This is a genomic window from Neobacillus sp. DZ-9 (genome assembly GCF_059587065.1).
Genome location: NZ_JCAIOL010000011.1, coordinates 1 through 18163 on the forward strand (window position 1 = coordinate 1; position 18163 = coordinate 18163).

Genomic DNA, 18163 nt, shown 5'->3' on the forward strand with positions numbered 1-18163 from the left:
TGGTCTCTATACTCGTATCTTACTGAGGGGCTCTATTTTTTTCAAACCTGATATTTAACGATCTACAGGAATGCTAACCTGCTTCGTTAGTTGAAGAAGAAAATAAAATCTTTATTTTATAAATAAAAAAGAGAGCCTTAGCTCTCCAACAATCGGTTAACTTTCTGAATCTCCCCTTCAAATAACCTCATGTCCAACTCGTAATCATCATGACCATCAAATGAATCCAACATATCTTTTTCTTGATGTAATGTTATCAAATACTGCTCCAATGAAAACCCACCACTTTGGATTGTATTTTCAAACACAACTTTAAATCTGCTCATTTATTTCACCTCGACAGATAGTATTTCCAATACAATAAATGAAATTCGTATTTTATTACCAAATATAAAAAGGACCATTTAGGTCCTTATGGCTTCTTCAACTAAAGCACCCGTTAGTCATAATGAACGAAACGGCTCCCATCGCTTAACGTAGGTTGCACTTGGTCATAATGTTACTAGCCTAAAATAAAACCAAGTGTAGGGCTACACACGAAAAGGAGCCGTATAATATGAAGGATGTACAAAAATTTGTTGGTTTAGACGTATCTAAAGATACAATTGCTGTTGCGATTGCTGATCCTGGTCGTGTTGAACCAAGATTTCATGGAACTATTCAAAATAAACCAGAAGACATTCGCAAACTAATGAAAAAATTAGGAGATCCTGAAAACCTATTAGTATGTTATGAAGCAGGTTCTAGTGGGTATGGAATTTACCGATTACTTCTTTCAATGGAAATTGAATGTTTGGTTGTGGCACCCTCCCTTATCCCAAAGCGATCTGGCGATCGTGTGAAAACAGATAAAAGAGATTCTATTAGATTAGCTCAGCTACTTCGTGCTGGAGAGCTTACTTCTGTATGGGTTCCAGACGAAAATCATGAAGCATTGAGAGACTTAATTCGAGCTCGTCATGATGCCCGTGAGGATTTACAAAGTTCTCGGCAGAGACTTATTCATTTCCTACTTCGTCATGAAATTCGTCCTCCGCAAGGAGTCCGAAATTGGTCTGTCAAACACCGCGAATGGTTAAAACAATTAACATTTGAAAGAGCTTCTCATCGTATTGTTTTTCAAGAATATCTCCATACAATCTATGAAGTGGAAGATCGTATGAAACGGATCGAAGCTCAGATCCATGAAGAAGCCATTCAAAGTGAACATGCTCCTGTCATTCAAGCACTTCAAACCTTAAGAGGAGTTGCTGAAGTAACTGCAGTTACATTAGTTGCGGAAATCGGAAGATTTTCTAGGTTTTCAAGTCCTTGACAATTAATGTCCTATGCCGGTCTTGTTCCGAAGGAATATTCAAGCGGGTCTAGTCGTTGGCAAGGTTCAATTACTAAAACCGGAAACTCTCAAATTCGTCGTTCCATAGTAGAAGTTTGTTGGTCTTATCGCCATCGACCATCTCTTAAAGGTGAATTGCTTAAACGTCAAGAAGGACAAGATCCAGAGGCAACACGTATTGCTTGGAAAGCTCAACACCGTCTTCATTTGAAATATCATCGCATCTCAGCTAAAGGAAAAGGTGGAAAAGTAGCCGTTGTTGCTGTCGCTAGAGAATTACTTGGCTTTATTTGGGCTATCGCATGTGCTATTGAGGATAAACAAATATGTGAATTGAAGGTTGCATAGGTAGTGTAAGTAAGACTATTTGATGGATTTTTTATCGAATAATATTTTGTTTTTGAAAATTGAAGATTTGGCTCGAAGGCAAACCCCCGGGAAGGAGAACCCTCATGTTCAACTATGCACTAGGTCTACAGACTGAACGTGCGCCGTTAGTCCGAGGCCGCTCCGTGACGGATGGAGTGAAATGTGGTAACCAACCCACGCATATCAGTTGAACAAGAACGGCTAATTAAAATATATCCTATTCGTAATATAAATAATTGGGGTTCGTTGTAAAATTCACTGTCTATACAATCTATTTTAATGAAAATCTACATACTATGAGTTTTGTCTAAGGCTTCACGCAAAGCATTTGCCAATTTGAAAGGATCGTCATTTGCCCAAAAATGCATAAAGAACAGACGTGGATTCTCTGTTAACATGTGATTATGTAAAGCAGTTACTTCGATCCCATGTTTACGTAATATTGTTGCAACTGGATTTACTTCTTCAGCAGTAAGCACAAAATCACCAGTTATGGCTGCTTTCCCATTTTCAGTAGGCTGCATATGTATTGCTGTTGCAACTCCCATAGCAGAAGGAATTTCTATTCCGTTATCCATTATTTTTTCTAACCGAGCAATACTTACATGATAAACACCATTCGAAACGGTACCTTTATGTTTAAAGATTTTATCTAATTTTTGATTATCAATTGGAAAGGAATAAGAGGCACCTTTTTGAACCAGATTTATTTTGGTTTGTTTCAAACCTAAACGAATCGCTTTCGCTAATTGAACTGCATTACTATGTCCCTCAATGTGCATATACATTATCCGAGGCGATTCATTTAATAAATGATTATGTATCGCAGTTATCATAATTCCTTGTTGAAGCAATTCAGTCATAACTGGTTCAATTTCTTTTTCCGTTAGAACCAAATCACCCATAACCATCGCTTGGTTTTCTACTTGTTTAAAAGCCACCCATCCCCCTAATGCTAATCCTGTGCGTATTGGCATACCCTTGACGCTTACTTTCACATCATTTCGTGGTAGGCTGATATAAAAAATCTCATCTTTCCTCAATTCACCTGTTTTTCCTATTTCTTTCTCTACAAGTTTCCATTGTGATGAAAGATCAGTCGTAGCTAAACGGTAGGGTGAAAAGTTCTTTGCATGGATTAAGGTACTCGCTGTAAAATTACCAATTAAAACAACAACTAATAAAGAGGTTATTATCATGTATTTTCGTATGTGCATGGTATAAGTCTCCTTGGGTGTATAATCGATTTTATCCTATTATAATTCCCATTTTTTGCTTTTATTGCACATTAAATTTTTAACAAAGATCTCCCATCACTTATTCTTACTTACATGGCATTCTATCACTATATTTATCCAATTCCTTGTTCAACTAACCTGCGTATTATGAGGTTAACCAGATATGAAAATATTTCTGGTTGACCTTATTTTATTTGGTCTTAATATTACAGTAGCCAGGGTAGAACGTAACTGCTCGTGGGGCATTGATCCCGTCAACTAAACCGTTCGCCCCCTACTTGTAGAAACATGTTTAGGCTGGTTGGGACATAGATCTCGTATAACAAGCGAAGCTGTGACACTGCATGGAGGAATTAGGGGTACTGGTAAATTACTAGCTTAGGAGGAGATTTAGTATGAATCCAGTCGTTGGTCTGGATGTGTCAAAAGGGGAAAGTCAGGTACAAGGGTTTTTGGATAAGGGCAAACCGTATCGTAAGAGCTTTAAAATAGCTCATACTATTGAGGGGCTAGGCTTACTTGAAGAGTTTTTAAATGAAATTAAGACTGAATCAGGAAAGAAACCACCAATAGTCTTAGAATCAACAGGGCATTATCCAGGCAGTTTCCTTTGCGAGAGTGGCTGCCCTTTATGCCATATTTGTTTAATCGTTTGTTGTATTTCTTAGACGTGTACTGGAATCCCTGATCCGAATGGAGGATGGTTCCGTGCACGTTTCTTTTTTTATTAAGGTCCTCCACTGTATCCAAAACCAATTTCATGTTATTTCTATCTGATAACTTCCACGAAACAATTTCGTTATTATAGAGATCCTGAATAACAGATAGGTAATAAAACCGATTTTGGAACGGTATGTAAGTGATATCAGTTACCAGGACTTCATTCTCTTTTCTCTCTTTGAATTCTCTGTTGACCAAGTTAGCGAACACTTTAGACCCTTTTTTGCCGAAGTATCTCCATTTCTTTCTAATCACCGACTGAATATCCATCAACTTCATTAATCGATAAACCTTCTTATGGTTTACTTCGACCCCCTCTTCCTTAAGGGCAATCACCATTCTAGGATAGCCAAATTCCTTATGTTTGAGGTGATGGAAAGCATCTGGTCCATTAAACCCTGATCCTGTTTCTTTTTCTTTTCACGGACTTCAATGGTTTTTACCCATTTGTAATAGCTGGATCGATGCACCTCCGCTATTTCGGTTAGCCAGATAATAGGGTACGACTCCTTCATCTCATGAATGATTTCAAATCTCAATGTTTTTTTGATTTCACCTCCCCGTGAAGATTTGGATACTGCTTTTTTAAGTAGTCAACCTGAGCCTTATAATAATCCCTTTCTTCTTCTACACTTTGAAACTTTATTTTTTGTCGCCCTTTAAAGGGATTATCTGATGTAAGGGTTCCTCTTTGGTCGGTAAGCTTCTTGCCATCCTCAAACTTCTTCACCCAATTCTTTAACTGGGTTGAACTACGAAGCCCCAAATCGGCAGATAGAGATTTGTAACTACCTTCACCATTAATATACATTTCAATTGCATTCAACTTAAATTCTTCTGTATAGTGTTGAAACGCCTGTCCCTTCACAGCCATAGAAAAATCCCCTCCAAGTAGTAGTGTATCACCCATGATAAAATCATGGGCTTTTTAACACTGTCTACCTAAAGGGGATAATATCAGAACAGCAGTCTTTTTCATTTGTTGTTTTACTTAACTATGAGGATACCCTTCTGTGACAAAAATAGCTGAATCGGAAAATGATGTCTTTAAAGTATCGCAGCGGCGATTACTTTTTAATTAGACTTACTAGCCTGTCTAGACTTTTCTCTTATCCAGTGAACGAATTTTAAATGCCAAAACATGAATCCATAAAGGAACGGGTAGGAAATAGTGGAGTACCACCAGTTCCAATGTGGATAATATAAATACCCCATCTTTACATATGTCCATTCATAGAAGCTGGAAAAGATTGACCATGCCAAAATATAGGTTAGCTTCTTTTTCCAACTGCCATTGAATGGATACCTGCTTATCATAATAACAGCAGCAGGAGCATAGATAAATAAAATCATAAAGGTTGTAGGTAGATCAATGTATTTCCTTACCCAGAATTCATATAAGCTATATCTATCTGTCCATCTGTCTGTTATTTCTGCGATTAATAGACATGTTGCAACCGTTGCATAATACTCCAACGGAGGAAGTGGTTTTGGAACCTTCCAAGCTATCCACATGAAAATTACGGCTGAGACAATTATGTACCAGTACCACATGGAAAAACACCTAATTTCTTATGTAAAGGTTACTTCCATAGGATTATCAGAAGTTTCTCTTTTTATTTGCGTAATAATAGATGAAATACTTCCGAATCCGAGGATGGTTCTGTGATGTTTTTTACATCCTTTTACTTGTCCCGTTAGAAAAAAAGAAAAGCTACCAAAATGGCAGCTAGCTCTTCAACTCTTGGACCCGTTACTTTCAGTACAATTCTTCACAATCTACTTGGTTAAACAACCTAGAAAAATTCCATGCTTCTTAAAAACACAAGCAGTAGGTTAAATATAAGAATAAATCGTATTGAGCGGAGCTGACTATGCTTCGCTTTTTATTTTTGCTACTTGATTCTGTCACGATACATGTAATTACAAGTAAAATTTTTTAGACTCTAGTTGATTTATTGAAAAACGGGTACAAACCCAAAGCCTGTCTTATATTGGATACATATAAATACAGTACAACAAAAAACACAGAGAGATAAATGGCAGGGAGGGACATTAGCGGAGTCAGCAAAACATGGAGGTAACGTCGTCTCAGGGAAACATCCTGAATCACTAGCTAGATGAAAGGAGTAAAAATATGGGTCATTTAACCGTTTGGATAACCATCATCACTTTTTTGGTTACCCTCGGATTTATTCTTTGGAGACCTAGAGGGATCAATGAAGCTATACCTGCTGCAATAGGTGCGGTAATTGTCGTACTAAGTGGAAGTGTTTCCTTAACAGACTTGGGTATAATTTCAAGCACCATAAGTGGTGCCGCCATTACGATTATGGCAACGATTGTCATGGCGATTGTTTTAGAAAGTTTTGGTTTCTTTAATTGGGTGGCAGAAAAACTGGCTGCCATGGCAAAGGGGTCAGGAATTCGTTTATTCTGGTACGTCAATCTGTTATGTTTTCTCATGACACTTTTCTTCAATAACGATGGAAGTATCTTAATCACTACTCCAATCCTAGTCATGTTATTAAACAACATGGGCTTAAAAAACCATCAAAAAATTCCGTATTTGCTGTCTGGAGCCTTAATTGCGACTGCTTCGAGTGCTCCAATTGGTGTAAGTAACATTGTAAATTTAATCGCTCTAAAAATCGTGCATATGAGTTTGTATTTGCATACGGCGATGATGTTTGTTCCAGCAACTCTTGGTTTACTTTTGCTTGTTGTTCTCCTGTTCCTACGATTTAGAAGAATCTTGCCGAAAACCGTTCCTTCTAATGTTTCAGGTCTGACAAGCTCTTCTTACCATCCACTTAAACCACGTATAGGAATTCAACATGCATCGGAAAAAGCTCGTTCAAGATTTATGCGAAACGTTCTACTATTCGTATTTGCTGTCCGTGTCAGCCTCTTCGTCGCTTCCTTTGTGAACATACCTGTTTCTCTGATGGCTGTCATTGGTTCTCTTATCCTTTTAGGTTGGAGATGGGCATATTTAAAAGTATCCCCTGCCGATATGCTGAAAAAAACGCCGTGGTATATTATCGTTTTCGCCTTTTGTATGTATACCATCATTTACGGTCTCAATAACATTGGTTTAACGGACTGGTTGATCAATTTCATGCAACCAATCGTTTCTGGAAGCCTGCTGCATGCAAGTGTCATGATGGGTGTACTTCTATCTGTTCTCTCCAATATTTTTAATAATCACCCAGCTCTCATGGTCGGAACACTCACGTTAACGCATATGAATCTAAGTTTACTCGAATTGAAAATTGCCTATTTAGCTAACGTAATTGGCAGCGACATGGGGTCGTTACTACTTCCAATGGGAACGCTTGCTACGCTGATGTGGATGCATATCGTAAGGAAAGGGAAAGTAATGATCAGTTGGTGGCAGTATATTAAAATCACATTGGTTGTTATCCCGCCAGCTACATTATTTACCTTAGTTATTCTATATTATTGGGTTTCTTGGCTTTTTGGTGGCGTTCTTCAACGATAAGACTATTTGAGAAAAAGGAGAATTAAAGTGCTTATAGATTTTGTTGATTTAATAGGAAAAAAAATTGAAGTTGAACTTTCAGGAGGAAATTTTCATAAGGGAATTCTGTTAGATAGTGGACTAGACATCATCGTCATGTACGATGGCAAAAACCATTCCTTCCTCTACATTCCATTTAATCATGTTCAAAGATTGAAAGAAACTAGTTTAGACGAAGAAGATTTCTCTTCTGACCCTCCTCCAGAAAAACCGATTGAAACGGATGTTATATCCTTTAGAAAAGCATTAACTGTTGCTAAAGGTTTGTTTGTCCAGGTTTATGTGACAGGAAATAAATCCATTCATGGCTATGTAACCAGCATTATGAACGACTATTTTGTTTTTCACTCCCCTATATACAAAACCATGTTTATTTCGATGAATCATGTAAAAATGTTAATTCCGTATCTCCCTAATACAACACCGTATTCTTTAGATCATCAGAAGTTTCAATTAAGTCCACCTCCCTCTTCACTAGCCAGATCTTTTGATGAACAGTTGAAAAGGTTGGAAAATCAACTAGTGATTATGGATGTCGGAAACAATCCTGAAAAAATCGGCTTACTCCAAAAGGTTCGAAATAACAAAGCGATTCTTTCTACAGCTGAAGGAGATACAGTATATCGGAATTTAGAGCACATAAAAACCATACAATTACCGTAACAAAACTATGTTAATGCTAAGCATATTAATACTCAGCTTGCTAATACTCAAATTTAACCCCAAAAATAAGGAGGTAGGTGAACTCACATGTTTTGTCAATACAAACAAAAAGAATAATCCACCAAGTTTGCCGACCAGGATGGATTACTCATTCACTTCTACAGTTGTTTTTTTGACCGTGTCTTTCGAGCCGCGGTCTTTTTTATGGTGTACCACCTAATGTTAAGATATGTTTTTGATTTATATTTTGTTCATGGTAAAAAAAATTTTGTCGTATTATCTTCACTAACATTAGTAAAATCAAGCTAAATTGGCACACCAAAAAAATTAACTTTCGAATATCACTCTTACTAACATATTTGTTCATTTGTTCTTCAACTGCTTCTTTAGTTTAAGTGGAAATCTTCACAATCTTTTCTATACCTAACAAAATCTAATCCCTTAAAGGTGTAAAAGCAATAAAAAGACGCCTTCTTATTAAAGAAATGCGCCCGATTGCGGAATATCACTTAAACAGCTAATTAGTTGTTTAAGTGAATCCTCAGCCACTTATCAAACTTAGATTGTTGGAATCACTTTTTGTTTAATTGCTTTTCTCTTTGTTAAATAACGTTGTAAAAAATAGGACCCTAATACATAAATCACAGCTAATGCTTGAAAAGATAAAGTCTCAACCGTTGGGAATATACAGAACCATACTTGAGCCCAATCTGGAATATAAAGATCTTTAATTGTTGTTGTACCAATCCATCCAGCTAATTGCATTTCTTGAACAGTTTCTCCAACCATTACAGCAAGAACCACTACTAAGAGAGCACCTGTAAATACCAGCATTTTTTTATGAGGTAATCGTCGTTGAGCAAGGAAAGTTAAAACACCTACAATCATAGTTAATGCCAAACCAATCAATGCTCCTTGCAAAATTATATCAGAGCCTACTTTTAATCTTAGATTCTGAAGAAAAAGAACTATTTCGAACCCTTCACGGTAAACTGATGTAAGACCTATAATGAATAACGACCAAAAAGTAGCGGTCTGGACATTTTCATCATTGTTTGAAGTAATTTGTTGTTTCTTTCTATTATGAAGACTTATCCAACCAGTCCAATAAATTTTATGAAAGAACCAATTCATGATAATAAGTAATACAAATACTGCTAAAATTCCTGTAAATGCTTGAATATTCAACTCTGAAGCGTTTACTGCTGCAATTATTGCAACCACAATAAACCATGTAGCAATCGTAGCTAAAAAGGATACTCCTGCTCCAATTGAGATGGGTTTCCATAGATTGTCCTGCTTTTTACGAACTAATCCTGAAATGATGGCGGATAAAACTAAAATAGCCTCAAGTCCTTCTCTAAATACTAGTATAGCAGTGTTTATAATAGCTGCCTCCGGTGATATGTTTTTCGCTGTTGGGTCTGGATTACCATGAAAATGGACACCTTGCCATATGATAACACCAATTACTACAAGTAGAGAAAATGTAATAAGTATAGTTTTTAAATTAAAGATTTTCCTGAACATTTTAATCTATACACTCCCTAAAACTGATAATGATAATCTTTTTCAATTAGAATAAATTGATTTTATCTAATACAAAAATATGAGTCAATGAAATACTCGAAATTTAATCTATTTTTAATTTTTTTACTAAAGCTAGTATTTATCAAAAATAAAAAATTACTTTCCAAAAAAAAGAGTGACATTTTCAGCCACTCAAAATTTAAAGAAGTATTCAACACTCCTGCACCGTATATTCAATAAGAAAATGCTGCTTATACTTAATATTCACTTAAGTTAATTTTAATTAGTTTTTAATACATAGCCCCCGCATTTCTAATATAGTAGAGACTAAACATCCTCTCAAATGATAATAAGAGATGGAAATTGCTTTGTAACAATGACTACTTTTTAGGTCGGTAAATGATAAGTAAAGAATCAGAAGTCACCATATTTTTTGGAATCGTCAAGATTATGGCAACCACTGTGGGAGAAACAGCGCAGATCTCCTTAATGCTAAACTTGGTTTTAGTTGGGTATCCTTATTTAAAGAGAGAAATTAAATTAAGTGGGAAACCACTTTAAAGAAAGGAAATTATATATGCAAGAAAACCAAAATAAAATGAAAATTTTACTTAACAAAGTGCCACAAGTGACAATTTTCTTTTGGATTATCAAAGTGTTGTGTACAACTGTTGGTGAAACATTTGCTGATTTCATCAATTTCAACATTGGACTTGGTTTAACTTTTACTACCATTATTATGGGAGTTGCGTTTTTTATTGCATTGTTTTTTCAATTTAAAGCAAACAAATATGTTCCAGTCATTTACTGGATAACGGTTGTTCTTATAAGCGTATTTGGAACATTGGTAACGGATAATTTGACAGATAATATGGGCGTACCACTTGAGGTTAGTACAGTTGTTTTCTCGGTGCTACTAGGACTGACTTTTCTATTTTGGTATCTTAGTGAAAAAACACTATCGATCCACTCGATTTTTACTAGAAAAAGAGAAGTTTTCTACTGGCTTACAATCCTTTTCACCTTTGCACTTGGAACAGCGGTAGGCGATTTATATTCAGAACAACTTGGTTTTGGTTATCTTAATACAGGAATAGGCGTTGTTATTATTATTGCTCTTGTGTTCTTAGCTTATAAATTTTTGAAACTTGACGGAGTATTGGCTTTCTGGATCGTGTATATTTTAACTCGTCCGCTTGGAGCGTCACTTGGAGATTACCTATCTCAACCAAAAGTAAATGGAGGATTAGGACTTGGGACAACCGTTACAAGTGTGATTTTTCTTATCGCAATTTTAGCGATCATCGTTTTCCTTGCCGTTTCCAAAATTGATACAAATGCTAAAATTGATATAGCGGAAACAAACCAAAGTATTGCAAATAAGAAAAATGTGCTAACACAAACGATTGTTGTACTCGTAATTTTCTTAGTTGTTGGTATAGGTGGGTACAACTGGCGTAGTAATTATATTGCATCCCAAGGTGCTGCAGGGCAAGCTACTTTAGCAGGTCAATTAAACGATTTTGTTAAAATTGAAAATGATATGCTAAACGCGATAAATAAAAACGACTTTGCATCAGCAAAAAACGGCGCTGATAAATTGGAACATCAGTGGGATACACAAGAACCTAAGCTTCGAAAAATTGATAGCACTACATGGACAAAAATTGATGGAACAATCGACTCTGTGCTAGCAGCTGTTCGTTCTTCAAAACCTGATGTTAATCAAAGCAAAACAGCACTTACTAATTCACTTAGTGTCTTAAAAGGGGCAAATAAATCAACATCAAAATCTGGTGCTTCACAAACTACATTATCTGGACAGTTAAACGATTTTGCAAAAATCGAAAATGATATACTAAACGCTGTAAACAAAAATGATTTTGCTTCAGCGAAAAAAGGGGCAGATGAATTAGAACATCAATGGGACACACAGGAACCTAAGCTTCGAAAAATAGATGGCACAACATGGACGAAAATTGATGGAACGATTGACGTTGTATTAGCAGCAGTTCGTTCATCAAACCCTGATGTCAGCCATTGCAAATCTGCACTTAACAATTCACTTAGTACCATAAACGCAGCAAATAAATAATAATCTTAGGAATCGCCAATCGCGGTTCCTTTTTAAATAGAACTCTTATTAAACTGCCCCCTTGCTGGTTGGATAAGTACCACTTCCATCAATATTAATATTCCTAATTTGGCGGGAGTCTGGTTCGGTATATTCCCTACCGTAGAGACAATATCTTTCCAAGTACTAGCAGTTATCTATGTATTGGGTTCTTATTTCGCTGCTCGTTATTTGACAATGAGAAAAGCAATGAAACAAAAAATGATTCCAAACAAGGTAAATCCTACTGTAAATAATCAGTGAAAAGAAAAGAGCAGTTCAAATGAACTGCTCTTTTTTGGGAGTTACACTGCAAATTGAAAATAACTGGATTGAATACTTGAGATGACTTAAACCAAACCAAATCCTACTTTTATGCTGACTCAATAAAACCGCAAGTGCTAAAGAAAATGAACATATTGTTACTTGGAATCGAAGAATTTGAAAAAAGTTACTCAAACAACAGTTATAAAGGTACCTAACGACTTAATTCTCATTTTGGTGGCTTTCAATGTTATGCCCGACAAATAAATACATAGGCAGGAGGAACATTCCAATGTACCTTTTTCACCTCAATATGAGTGAAGAAGGATTCGAAGAACTCTTTTTTAAATTGGCTATACTGGAAAGTAATGAACTCTCCTTTATTTTCCAATATATCCTTAGTTTTCATTAAAATATTTTTAGAAGCACTGATAGGTAAGCTCGTAAAAGGCAATCCTGAGACAATGTAATTCACCTTTGAAACTTGATATTCTTGGATATAGTAGGATTATGACCTTTCCAACAAAAATCTTAAATTGTGCAGAAATCAACTGACGTTTTGCGAATTTGTCCGCGGTTTCAGAACATTAGTATCCATTTTTGGAAAAATCGGACTGCAAAGAATTGAGGGAAACACCGCTAAAGGAGACAGGCTTTTTTTATTTTTTGATTAAGTCTATCGCTTTTTGGGCACATTATCTAATTGACGAATTCACTCAAAAAGGAAGTAGAAAATGGATGAGAAACACATATTACACCTTTCCCCAAAATACCCTTTATATTCTTTTTAGCATGATTGGCGGACTTATTCTTTCGATTTCAGGGATTCCGATTGCGTGGATGATGGGAAGCTTAATATTTGCTACACTTCTGTCCTCCTTACCTACTAAATGGATTCAAACTCAAATAAAGAAAAATGGCATCCACCCTTATTGGCGGCAAATTGGACAAGCAATATTAGGTATTGAGTTAGGACAAAGCTTTAACGTTTCCATTATGGATACCTTTGAAGCCTATTTTTTCATTATTATATTAATGGTGATTTCGTCCATTGCGGTTGCCTTTCTTTCGGGGATCTTATTATGGCGCTTTAGTAACATAAATATGATGACCAGCCTTTTTGGCACCACTCCTGGCGGTATCTCTGCGATGCCGACAATTGCAGAAGAGGTAGGCGCAAATGCATTTGTCGTAAGTATTATTCAAACACTGCGTATTTTACTGGTTGTCGGGGTTATCCCTTTTGTCGCTGGAACCCTTACAACTAGAACGGTAGCAATCGATTTAGAGGGCCATCAAGGATCCTTTTCCCTCCAGTCATTGTTTTTTACCGGAATTATCATGCTCGGGGCACTGGCTGGAGCGTATCTCAGCAAAATAATAAAGATGCCTGCCCCTTGGCTTGTGGGAAGTATGCTAGGCGCGGCAATTGTTCAATTGATATTCCCTGTCTTATTTAGACATGCCGGAGCAACTTTCTGGCCTCATGAACTGATAATCCTTGCTCAGGTTTTGATTGGAAGCAGTATTGGTTCACGGGTAAATAAGAATATGTTCAAAGGTTTAGGTAAAATCGTTATCGTAGGATTACTAAGCTCCATTTTTCTAGTGATCACCATGCTCCTATGCTCCTACCTAATCTCTATCACGACACGGATTCCACTAGTAACCTGTATTCTAGCCTTCGCTCCTGGAGGAGTGGCTGAGATGGCAACCGCAGCGCTTGCTCTTCGTGCGGATTCAACTTTTGTTGTAGCTGTTCAATCATTAAGGTTAATCACTATTCTACTCTTGTTACCTCCAATATTCCGGTTTTTAAATAACCGTGAACCGATTCAATTGTGAAAATAAGAAACTCACATGATTTATTGACTACTTACACCCCTAAATGAAAATATAATCAGGGGTTTTTCTTTTACCCTAATTTCCCTTTGTCGCGCTGGCCCTTTAATGGAATAATTTCTTTAACATTTAATTGTTCACTTTTGGATTAATTTCCCATAATAATCCCTCATTCTTTGAATCGTTTTCGTACCCCAAATTGTGCATCCGTAAAATAAACATATAAAATTCAGCTTTGGTAAGCCTTTTTTCAGCTTTTATTAAGCTTTCTTTAATAATTATATGAGACTATATATTGGAATTTTTAAAAAATTAAAAGGGGAATGAAAATTTAAATATCAAATGCAAAAAAATTGTAAACTCGTCCATTAACAAGATTCCTCAATTGACACTCCTATTTTGGATTATGAAGATCGCCGCAACAACGTTAGGAGAAACAGGTAGCGATTTGGTTACTGTTCCCGGAACAGATGATAATTATTTAATCCCATTTCTGTTTTTCATAGGTATTTTAGCTATCTTTTTAACCATTCAATTGTTTGTTAAGAAATATGTTCCTCCTGTTTATTGGACTGTTATATTATCAACACAATGCTTATAGAATGGTAACATTACTAGAAAATGGTTTAATGGAAATATTCGAAAATAAGGAAGCTTTTTAAAAAAATATGCAAATATGGTGCGAGTTAAATTATATAAAAATCTATAAAAATGATACTTTAATAGTGTAAGTAAGAATAAGGTTAAATAATAAACAAACAAATAAAAGAGTGATTAGATGAGTATTATATTAGCATTATTAGCTGCATTATTTGCATCCTTTACATCCATCCTAGCAAAGATTGGTATAGAAAATGTTAATTCGAATTTAGCCACTGCGGTTCGAACAGTTGTCGTTTTATTCATGGCATTTCTGATGGTTATTATTACTGGGCAAACCAGCAGTATTTTTACATTATCTTTGCATGCTTTACTCTTTCTTGTACTTTCAGGGTTGATGACTGGCTTATCTTGGTTATGCTATTTTAAAGCCATTCAAATTGGTGAAGTATCAAAAGTAGCTCCGATTGATAATTCCAGTATTGTGTTAACCCTCATATTTTCATTTCTTATTCTGGGTGAACCTTCACATATTTTAGTAGTTTCAGGGGGTACCATTGTAGCAATAGGTACTTTTGTATTAATCGGGAACAATAAAAAGGTTACACAGAAGAAAGTATCTGGAAGCCAATCTTATCTTTATCTTGCCGTCCTATCATCTATCTTTGCTGCTCTTACCAATATATTGGCGAAAATTGGGGTTGAAAACGTAGATTCAATTGTTGCTACATTTTTACGAACAGTTGTCATTATTATTTTTGCATGGGGAATCGTTTTCTTTCAAGGAACCTATAAAGAGCTAAGAGGGATTAGAAAAAAGTCCATTGCATTCCTGTTAATGTCAGGTTTAGCAACGGGTTTGTCTTGGTTATGTTACTTTGGAGCACTTGCACTTGGGAAAGTGAGTATAGTGTCTCCAATTGATAAATTTAGCGTGGTGCTGTCGATTATTCTAAGCTTTATTATTTTAAAAGAAAAACCAACGAAATACAAAATTGCAGGTGCAATTCTAATTGCAATTGGAACGGCGTTGCTGATTATCTAGATTATTCTTGTCTAGGATAACAGGTTCTATTTTTTCTTTTACGATTCTGCCAGTTACTCGAATAAGAAAAAAGCGTCTCCACTTATTGATACAGATAGGTAAGGGTTTGAAGCTATCGCACCCTTTCCCTGTTCACACCGTACGTTCGACTTTCACCGCATACGGCGTTCCAACAAATCCAATTCATTCAATTCTATGTCTTTGTTAAGTAAGTATTTTAGTTTTTATTTCAAATCAAATCGAATAATGTTTGCATAGTTTTCGGAGTCCATTGACTTTTTCCTTTTGCGTATTGTTTAGTTGTAAAACATCAAGCATAGATTTGATTTTGTTACATCTTTCAGATGTAAGAGCCTGTGAACAGCTTCATGCAACATTATCAAGTTTGAATATGTTTGCAATAGGCGTATTTTTCCAAATTAACAATTTTCTTCTCTAATAGAGTATCTTCTTCTGGAAGAGTGTTCAACTCAATCCCAACAAACATCATGTGGTCAAAATCATAAACCACATGATTGATACCTTTGTGGGAGAGTTTTTTGTTTTTTACCTCCTCCCATACTTGATTCATCAATTCAAACATCGTATCACTATAAGTTTTGTTTTGAACATGAAGTAGATTTAACTAGTAATATTCGGAACATTCACTATCACTTCCTACATTTTGATTAAAAAATTAATTTACTAATTATGTCCCCATAGCACAACAAATAATCAAATGTACTTTATATGAGTTTTTCTTATTTCACTAAACTGCTCCATTAGCACAATAAAAATAGCCGCCAAAAATGGCAGCTGAATCTTCAATTCTTGCATCCAGTTAGTTGAAGAAAAGTCCTTCTTTATAAAAGGAATCGAGTGAAATTTACTTAACTTTTTCCTTATCGTAGATATCTTCCTGCCATAACTGATAAAGATATAGAATGACGGCTAGTATTGTCATTGTCAAAAGGTTTTTGAGTGGAGTGAAACTACCAGATTCTCTTATCTCTAGCTTGTTTAACATTTTAGTAAGACCCATCCCGTAAAAGAGATCGATTATTAAATTAACAATAATATATATCCAAAATTTACGAAATGTAAAATAAAATATCCATATTGTACCGACCAAGAATATGCCATATACAGTAAATAATGGTGCTATTTTGTCCCAGCTAAAAAGAGTCTCTTTAAATTTCCACCAGTTATATGTCCAAGCCATTTGTGCCAATATTGTGTTGAGCACTGTGGCGAACAGAGCAACAGGCATATATCTTCGAATTGCTGAACGGTCTAAAAAGACCAAAGAAATCCAAGGAATAATAAATATAGACCAAATAACCACCTTAACCATATTATAAGTCCTCTCAGTATTAACTATATACATATAACTTGTCCTGTATTGCTAAATAAAATGTATCTTCTTCTTTAACTATCCTGCTTCGTTAGCTGAATAAGAAAAAGCCACCAAAACTGGCAGCCGGATCTTCAACTCTTGCACCAGTTAGTGTAAGTATAATGTTTCACAAGTTCCCTTCATGCACTACTATCCTGTCTAAAATCACTTTTTAAAATTATCGTAACCTTGTAAATCTGGCATGCTCTTCTTTTACTAAACTTATGAATTTCTCCTTCTCACATCCATACTTGTAATCATTTTTACATTTTTTTCACTGCTTAAGAACCGCTTCACCCTGCTGTTATTGTAGATTATATATTCGTATCTATAATCCTTCTCCAATAAGGAAAACCAATCTTCTTCCCTTAATCTGCATGTTCGAAGGGTAATGGTTGTTGACATAAAGTACTCTCCGCATCCATCGCCTTCGCATTTATAAAAAGGTTGTAGATTTGGATAATATCCCCTTAGACTACAAACCCAATTTTCCAACAAAGTACAACATTTTATTTCCACTTGCCGAAATATCTCTGAATTCATTTATGTTTTTAAACCAATGTTCTTCAAATTTATTCCAATGTAATAAAAAATTGCAACTTAGAATATAGTAATTTTGTTCTAAAAATTATTTTGTTTGAAACAAAATTAAAAAAGGGGTGTTTTATTATGACTAATTTAGAATTGTTAACACCAGAGAATAGTGCAGTAATTTTGATCGATTTTCAGCCTCAAATGACTTTTGGAGTTGCAAGCATTGACAGACAAACTTTGTTTAATAACGTTATATTGCTTGCTAAATCAGCAAAAGTTTTTAACGTACCTACTATTCTAACTACAGTTGAAACACGCAGCTTTTCTGGTTATTTTTGGCCACAAATTCTTGACATATTCCCAGAACATAACCTTATAGAACGTAGTTCAATGAACTCTTGGGAAGATTCAAAATTTGTTGAGGCAGTTAAAGCAACAGGTAGAAAGAAATTGATATTTGCAGCACTTTGGACTGAAGTTTGCCTTGCATTCCCTGTGCTTGAAGCAATTAAAGCTGGCTATGAAGTTTATGCAGTTGAAGATGCTTCAGGTGGTACTAGTTTGACAGCACATAACGCTGCTATGCGTCGTGTAGAACAAGCTGGAGCAATTCCAGTGTCAGCAATTCAAGTTTTACTTGAATACCAACGTGACTGGGCACGCAAAGACACTTATGATGCTGTTTTGGAAATTGTAAAAGAACACACTGGCGCTTATGGTCAAGGCGTGGAATACGCATATACTATGGTACATGGCGCGCCTGCAAGCAGAAAAATATGAAACAAGAAGGAGTAACTGACGGAGTAACTCATACAGGGAACACGATAGATGCTGGCGGTCCAGTAACCAACGATTGTTACATGGGAAATTCAAGAAGGTAGAGAAAAACAGTTTGAAGCGTGGAGACATGAAATCGAAACTGCCGCTACTAAATTTCCCGGACATTTGGGCGTAAATTCTAATAGTTAACCTCTTACGTTTATTTGAAAG

General features: G+C 35.7%; 20 protein-coding genes and 2 pseudogenes. 12 read left to right on the plus strand and 10 right to left on the minus strand.

The window, feature by feature from the left end; genetic code table 11:
* Nucleotides 1-137: 137 nt before the first annotated feature.
* Nucleotides 138-326, minus strand: coding sequence for a hypothetical protein (locus AC59HZ_RS24830; protein WP_088087141.1), 189 nt, complete (start codon nt 324-326; stop codon nt 138-140).
* Nucleotides 327-556: 230 nt separating this feature from the next.
* Between AC59HZ_RS24830 and AC59HZ_RS24835 the strand changes: the two genes are divergently transcribed.
* A complete protein-coding gene (locus tag AC59HZ_RS24835) occupies nt 557-1315 on the plus strand; it encodes an IS110 family RNA-guided transposase (protein WP_496548444.1) in 759 nt (252 codons plus the stop codon).
* A gap of 6 nt (nt 1316-1321) precedes the next feature.
* Nucleotides 1322-1684, plus strand: coding sequence for a transposase (locus tag AC59HZ_RS24840; protein WP_496548445.1), 363 nt, complete (start codon nt 1322-1324; stop codon nt 1682-1684).
* 308 nt (nt 1685-1992) lie between these two features.
* Here AC59HZ_RS24840 and AC59HZ_RS24845 read toward each other — a convergent pair whose 3' ends face one another.
* Nucleotides 1993-2922: a DUF1259 domain-containing protein gene (locus AC59HZ_RS24845; RefSeq protein WP_496548446.1), complete on the minus strand. Its 930-nt coding sequence runs from the start codon at nt 2920-2922 to the stop codon at nt 1993-1995.
* A 416-nt stretch (nt 2923-3338) separates the two neighbouring features.
* Between AC59HZ_RS24845 and AC59HZ_RS24850 the strand changes: the two are divergent.
* A pseudogene (locus AC59HZ_RS24850) lies at nt 3339-3539 on the plus strand (IS110 family transposase); the annotation flags it as partial.
* On the opposite strand, the gene AC59HZ_RS24855 reads toward AC59HZ_RS24850, so the two are convergent.
* The 4 genes from AC59HZ_RS24855 to AC59HZ_RS24870 all read right to left on the minus strand — a co-directional run bounded on the left by AC59HZ_RS24855 (nt 3484) and on the right by AC59HZ_RS24870 (nt 5217).
* A complete protein-coding gene (locus tag AC59HZ_RS24855) occupies nt 3484-4002 on the minus strand; it encodes an IS3 family transposase (RefSeq protein WP_496548447.1) in 519 nt (172 codons plus the stop codon). The pseudogene AC59HZ_RS24850 and the gene AC59HZ_RS24855 overlap by 56 nt on opposite strands.
* Nucleotides 3996-4178 (minus strand): hypothetical protein, encoded by a 183-nt coding sequence (locus tag AC59HZ_RS24860; RefSeq protein ID WP_496548448.1) that lies wholly within the window; start codon nt 4176-4178, stop codon nt 3996-3998. Before AC59HZ_RS24860 ends, AC59HZ_RS24855 begins: the two co-directional genes overlap by 7 nt.
* A 20-nt stretch (nt 4179-4198) precedes the next feature.
* Complete coding sequence (locus AC59HZ_RS24865; RefSeq protein WP_496548449.1) at nt 4199-4537, minus strand: transposase; 339 nt, start codon at nt 4535-4537, stop codon at nt 4199-4201.
* Between the two features lie 200 nt (nt 4538-4737).
* Entirely contained in the window at nt 4738-5217 is a 480-nt protein-coding gene (locus AC59HZ_RS24870) for a CBO0543 family protein (RefSeq protein ID WP_496548450.1), read from the minus strand.
* 583 nt (nt 5218-5800) lie between these two features.
* On the opposite strand from AC59HZ_RS24870, the gene AC59HZ_RS24875 reads away from it, so the two are divergent.
* Complete coding sequence (locus tag AC59HZ_RS24875; protein WP_496548451.1) at nt 5801-7168, plus strand: arsenic transporter; 1368 nt, start codon at nt 5801-5803, stop codon at nt 7166-7168.
* A gap of 21 nt (nt 7169-7189) precedes the next feature.
* On the plus strand, nt 7190-7870 hold the full coding sequence (locus AC59HZ_RS24880) for a YwrJ family protein (RefSeq protein ID WP_496548598.1): 681 nt from the start codon (nt 7190-7192) through the stop codon (nt 7868-7870).
* Between the two features lie 558 nt (nt 7871-8428).
* On the opposite strand, the gene AC59HZ_RS24885 is transcribed toward AC59HZ_RS24880, so the two are convergent.
* The gene (locus AC59HZ_RS24885; RefSeq protein ID WP_496548452.1) at nt 8429-9400 is read right to left on the minus strand and encodes an FTR1 family iron permease; all 972 of its coding nucleotides are present in this window, start codon (nt 9398-9400) and stop codon (nt 8429-8431) included.
* A gap of 399 nt (nt 9401-9799) precedes the next feature.
* Here AC59HZ_RS24885 and AC59HZ_RS24890 point away from each other — a divergent pair, with 399 nt between their 5' ends.
* The 5 genes from AC59HZ_RS24890 (at nt 9800) to AC59HZ_RS24910 (ending at nt 15264) form a co-directional block, all read left to right on the plus strand.
* A complete protein-coding gene (locus tag AC59HZ_RS24890; RefSeq protein WP_496548453.1) occupies nt 9800-9961 on the plus strand; it encodes a hypothetical protein in 162 nt (53 codons plus the stop codon).
* Nucleotides 9962-9977: 16 nt separating this feature from the next.
* The gene (locus AC59HZ_RS24895) at nt 9978-11495 is read left to right on the plus strand and encodes a COG4705 family protein (protein WP_496548454.1); all 1518 of its coding nucleotides are present in this window, start codon (nt 9978-9980) and stop codon (nt 11493-11495) included.
* A 1020-nt stretch (nt 11496-12515) separates the two neighbouring features.
* Nucleotides 12516-13622 carry an AbrB family transcriptional regulator gene (locus AC59HZ_RS24900; protein ID WP_496548455.1) on the plus strand — a complete coding sequence of 369 codons (1107 nt, stop codon included), beginning with the start codon at nt 12516-12518 and terminating at the stop codon, nt 13620-13622.
* A 403-nt stretch (nt 13623-14025) separates the two neighbouring features.
* Entirely contained in the window at nt 14026-14220 is a 195-nt protein-coding gene (locus AC59HZ_RS24905) for a hypothetical protein (RefSeq protein ID WP_496548456.1), read from the plus strand.
* A gap of 177 nt (nt 14221-14397) precedes the next feature.
* Nucleotides 14398-15264, plus strand: a complete 867-nt coding sequence (locus AC59HZ_RS24910; RefSeq protein ID WP_496548457.1) for an EamA family transporter — start codon at nt 14398-14400, stop codon at nt 15262-15264.
* A gap of 379 nt (nt 15265-15643) precedes the next feature.
* Here the strand turns inward: AC59HZ_RS24910 and AC59HZ_RS24915 are convergent, their stop codons facing one another.
* The 3 genes from AC59HZ_RS24915 to AC59HZ_RS24925 form a co-directional block, all read right to left on the minus strand.
* On the minus strand, nt 15644-15835 hold the full coding sequence (locus AC59HZ_RS24915; protein WP_496548458.1) for a hypothetical protein: 192 nt from the start codon (nt 15833-15835) through the stop codon (nt 15644-15646).
* Between the two features lie 294 nt (nt 15836-16129).
* Nucleotides 16130-16597: a hypothetical protein gene (locus AC59HZ_RS24920; protein ID WP_496548459.1), complete on the minus strand. Its 468-nt coding sequence runs from the start codon at nt 16595-16597 to the stop codon at nt 16130-16132.
* Nucleotides 16598-16861: 264 nt separating this feature from the next.
* Nucleotides 16862-17044, minus strand: a complete 183-nt coding sequence (locus AC59HZ_RS24925; protein WP_496548460.1) for a hypothetical protein — start codon at nt 17042-17044, stop codon at nt 16862-16864.
* A 264-nt stretch (nt 17045-17308) separates the two neighbouring features.
* On the opposite strand from AC59HZ_RS24925, the gene AC59HZ_RS24930 reads away from it, so the two are divergent.
* Together AC59HZ_RS24930 and AC59HZ_RS24935 are read left to right on the plus strand one after the other, a co-directional pair.
* Nucleotides 17309-17953, plus strand: a complete 645-nt coding sequence (locus AC59HZ_RS24930) for a hydrolase (protein WP_496548461.1) — start codon at nt 17309-17311, stop codon at nt 17951-17953.
* A pseudogene (locus tag AC59HZ_RS24935) lies at nt 17950-18130 on the plus strand (antibiotic biosynthesis monooxygenase); the annotation flags it as partial. The gene AC59HZ_RS24930 and the pseudogene AC59HZ_RS24935, both read left to right, overlap by 4 nt.
* Nucleotides 18131-18163: the final 33 nt, after the last annotated feature.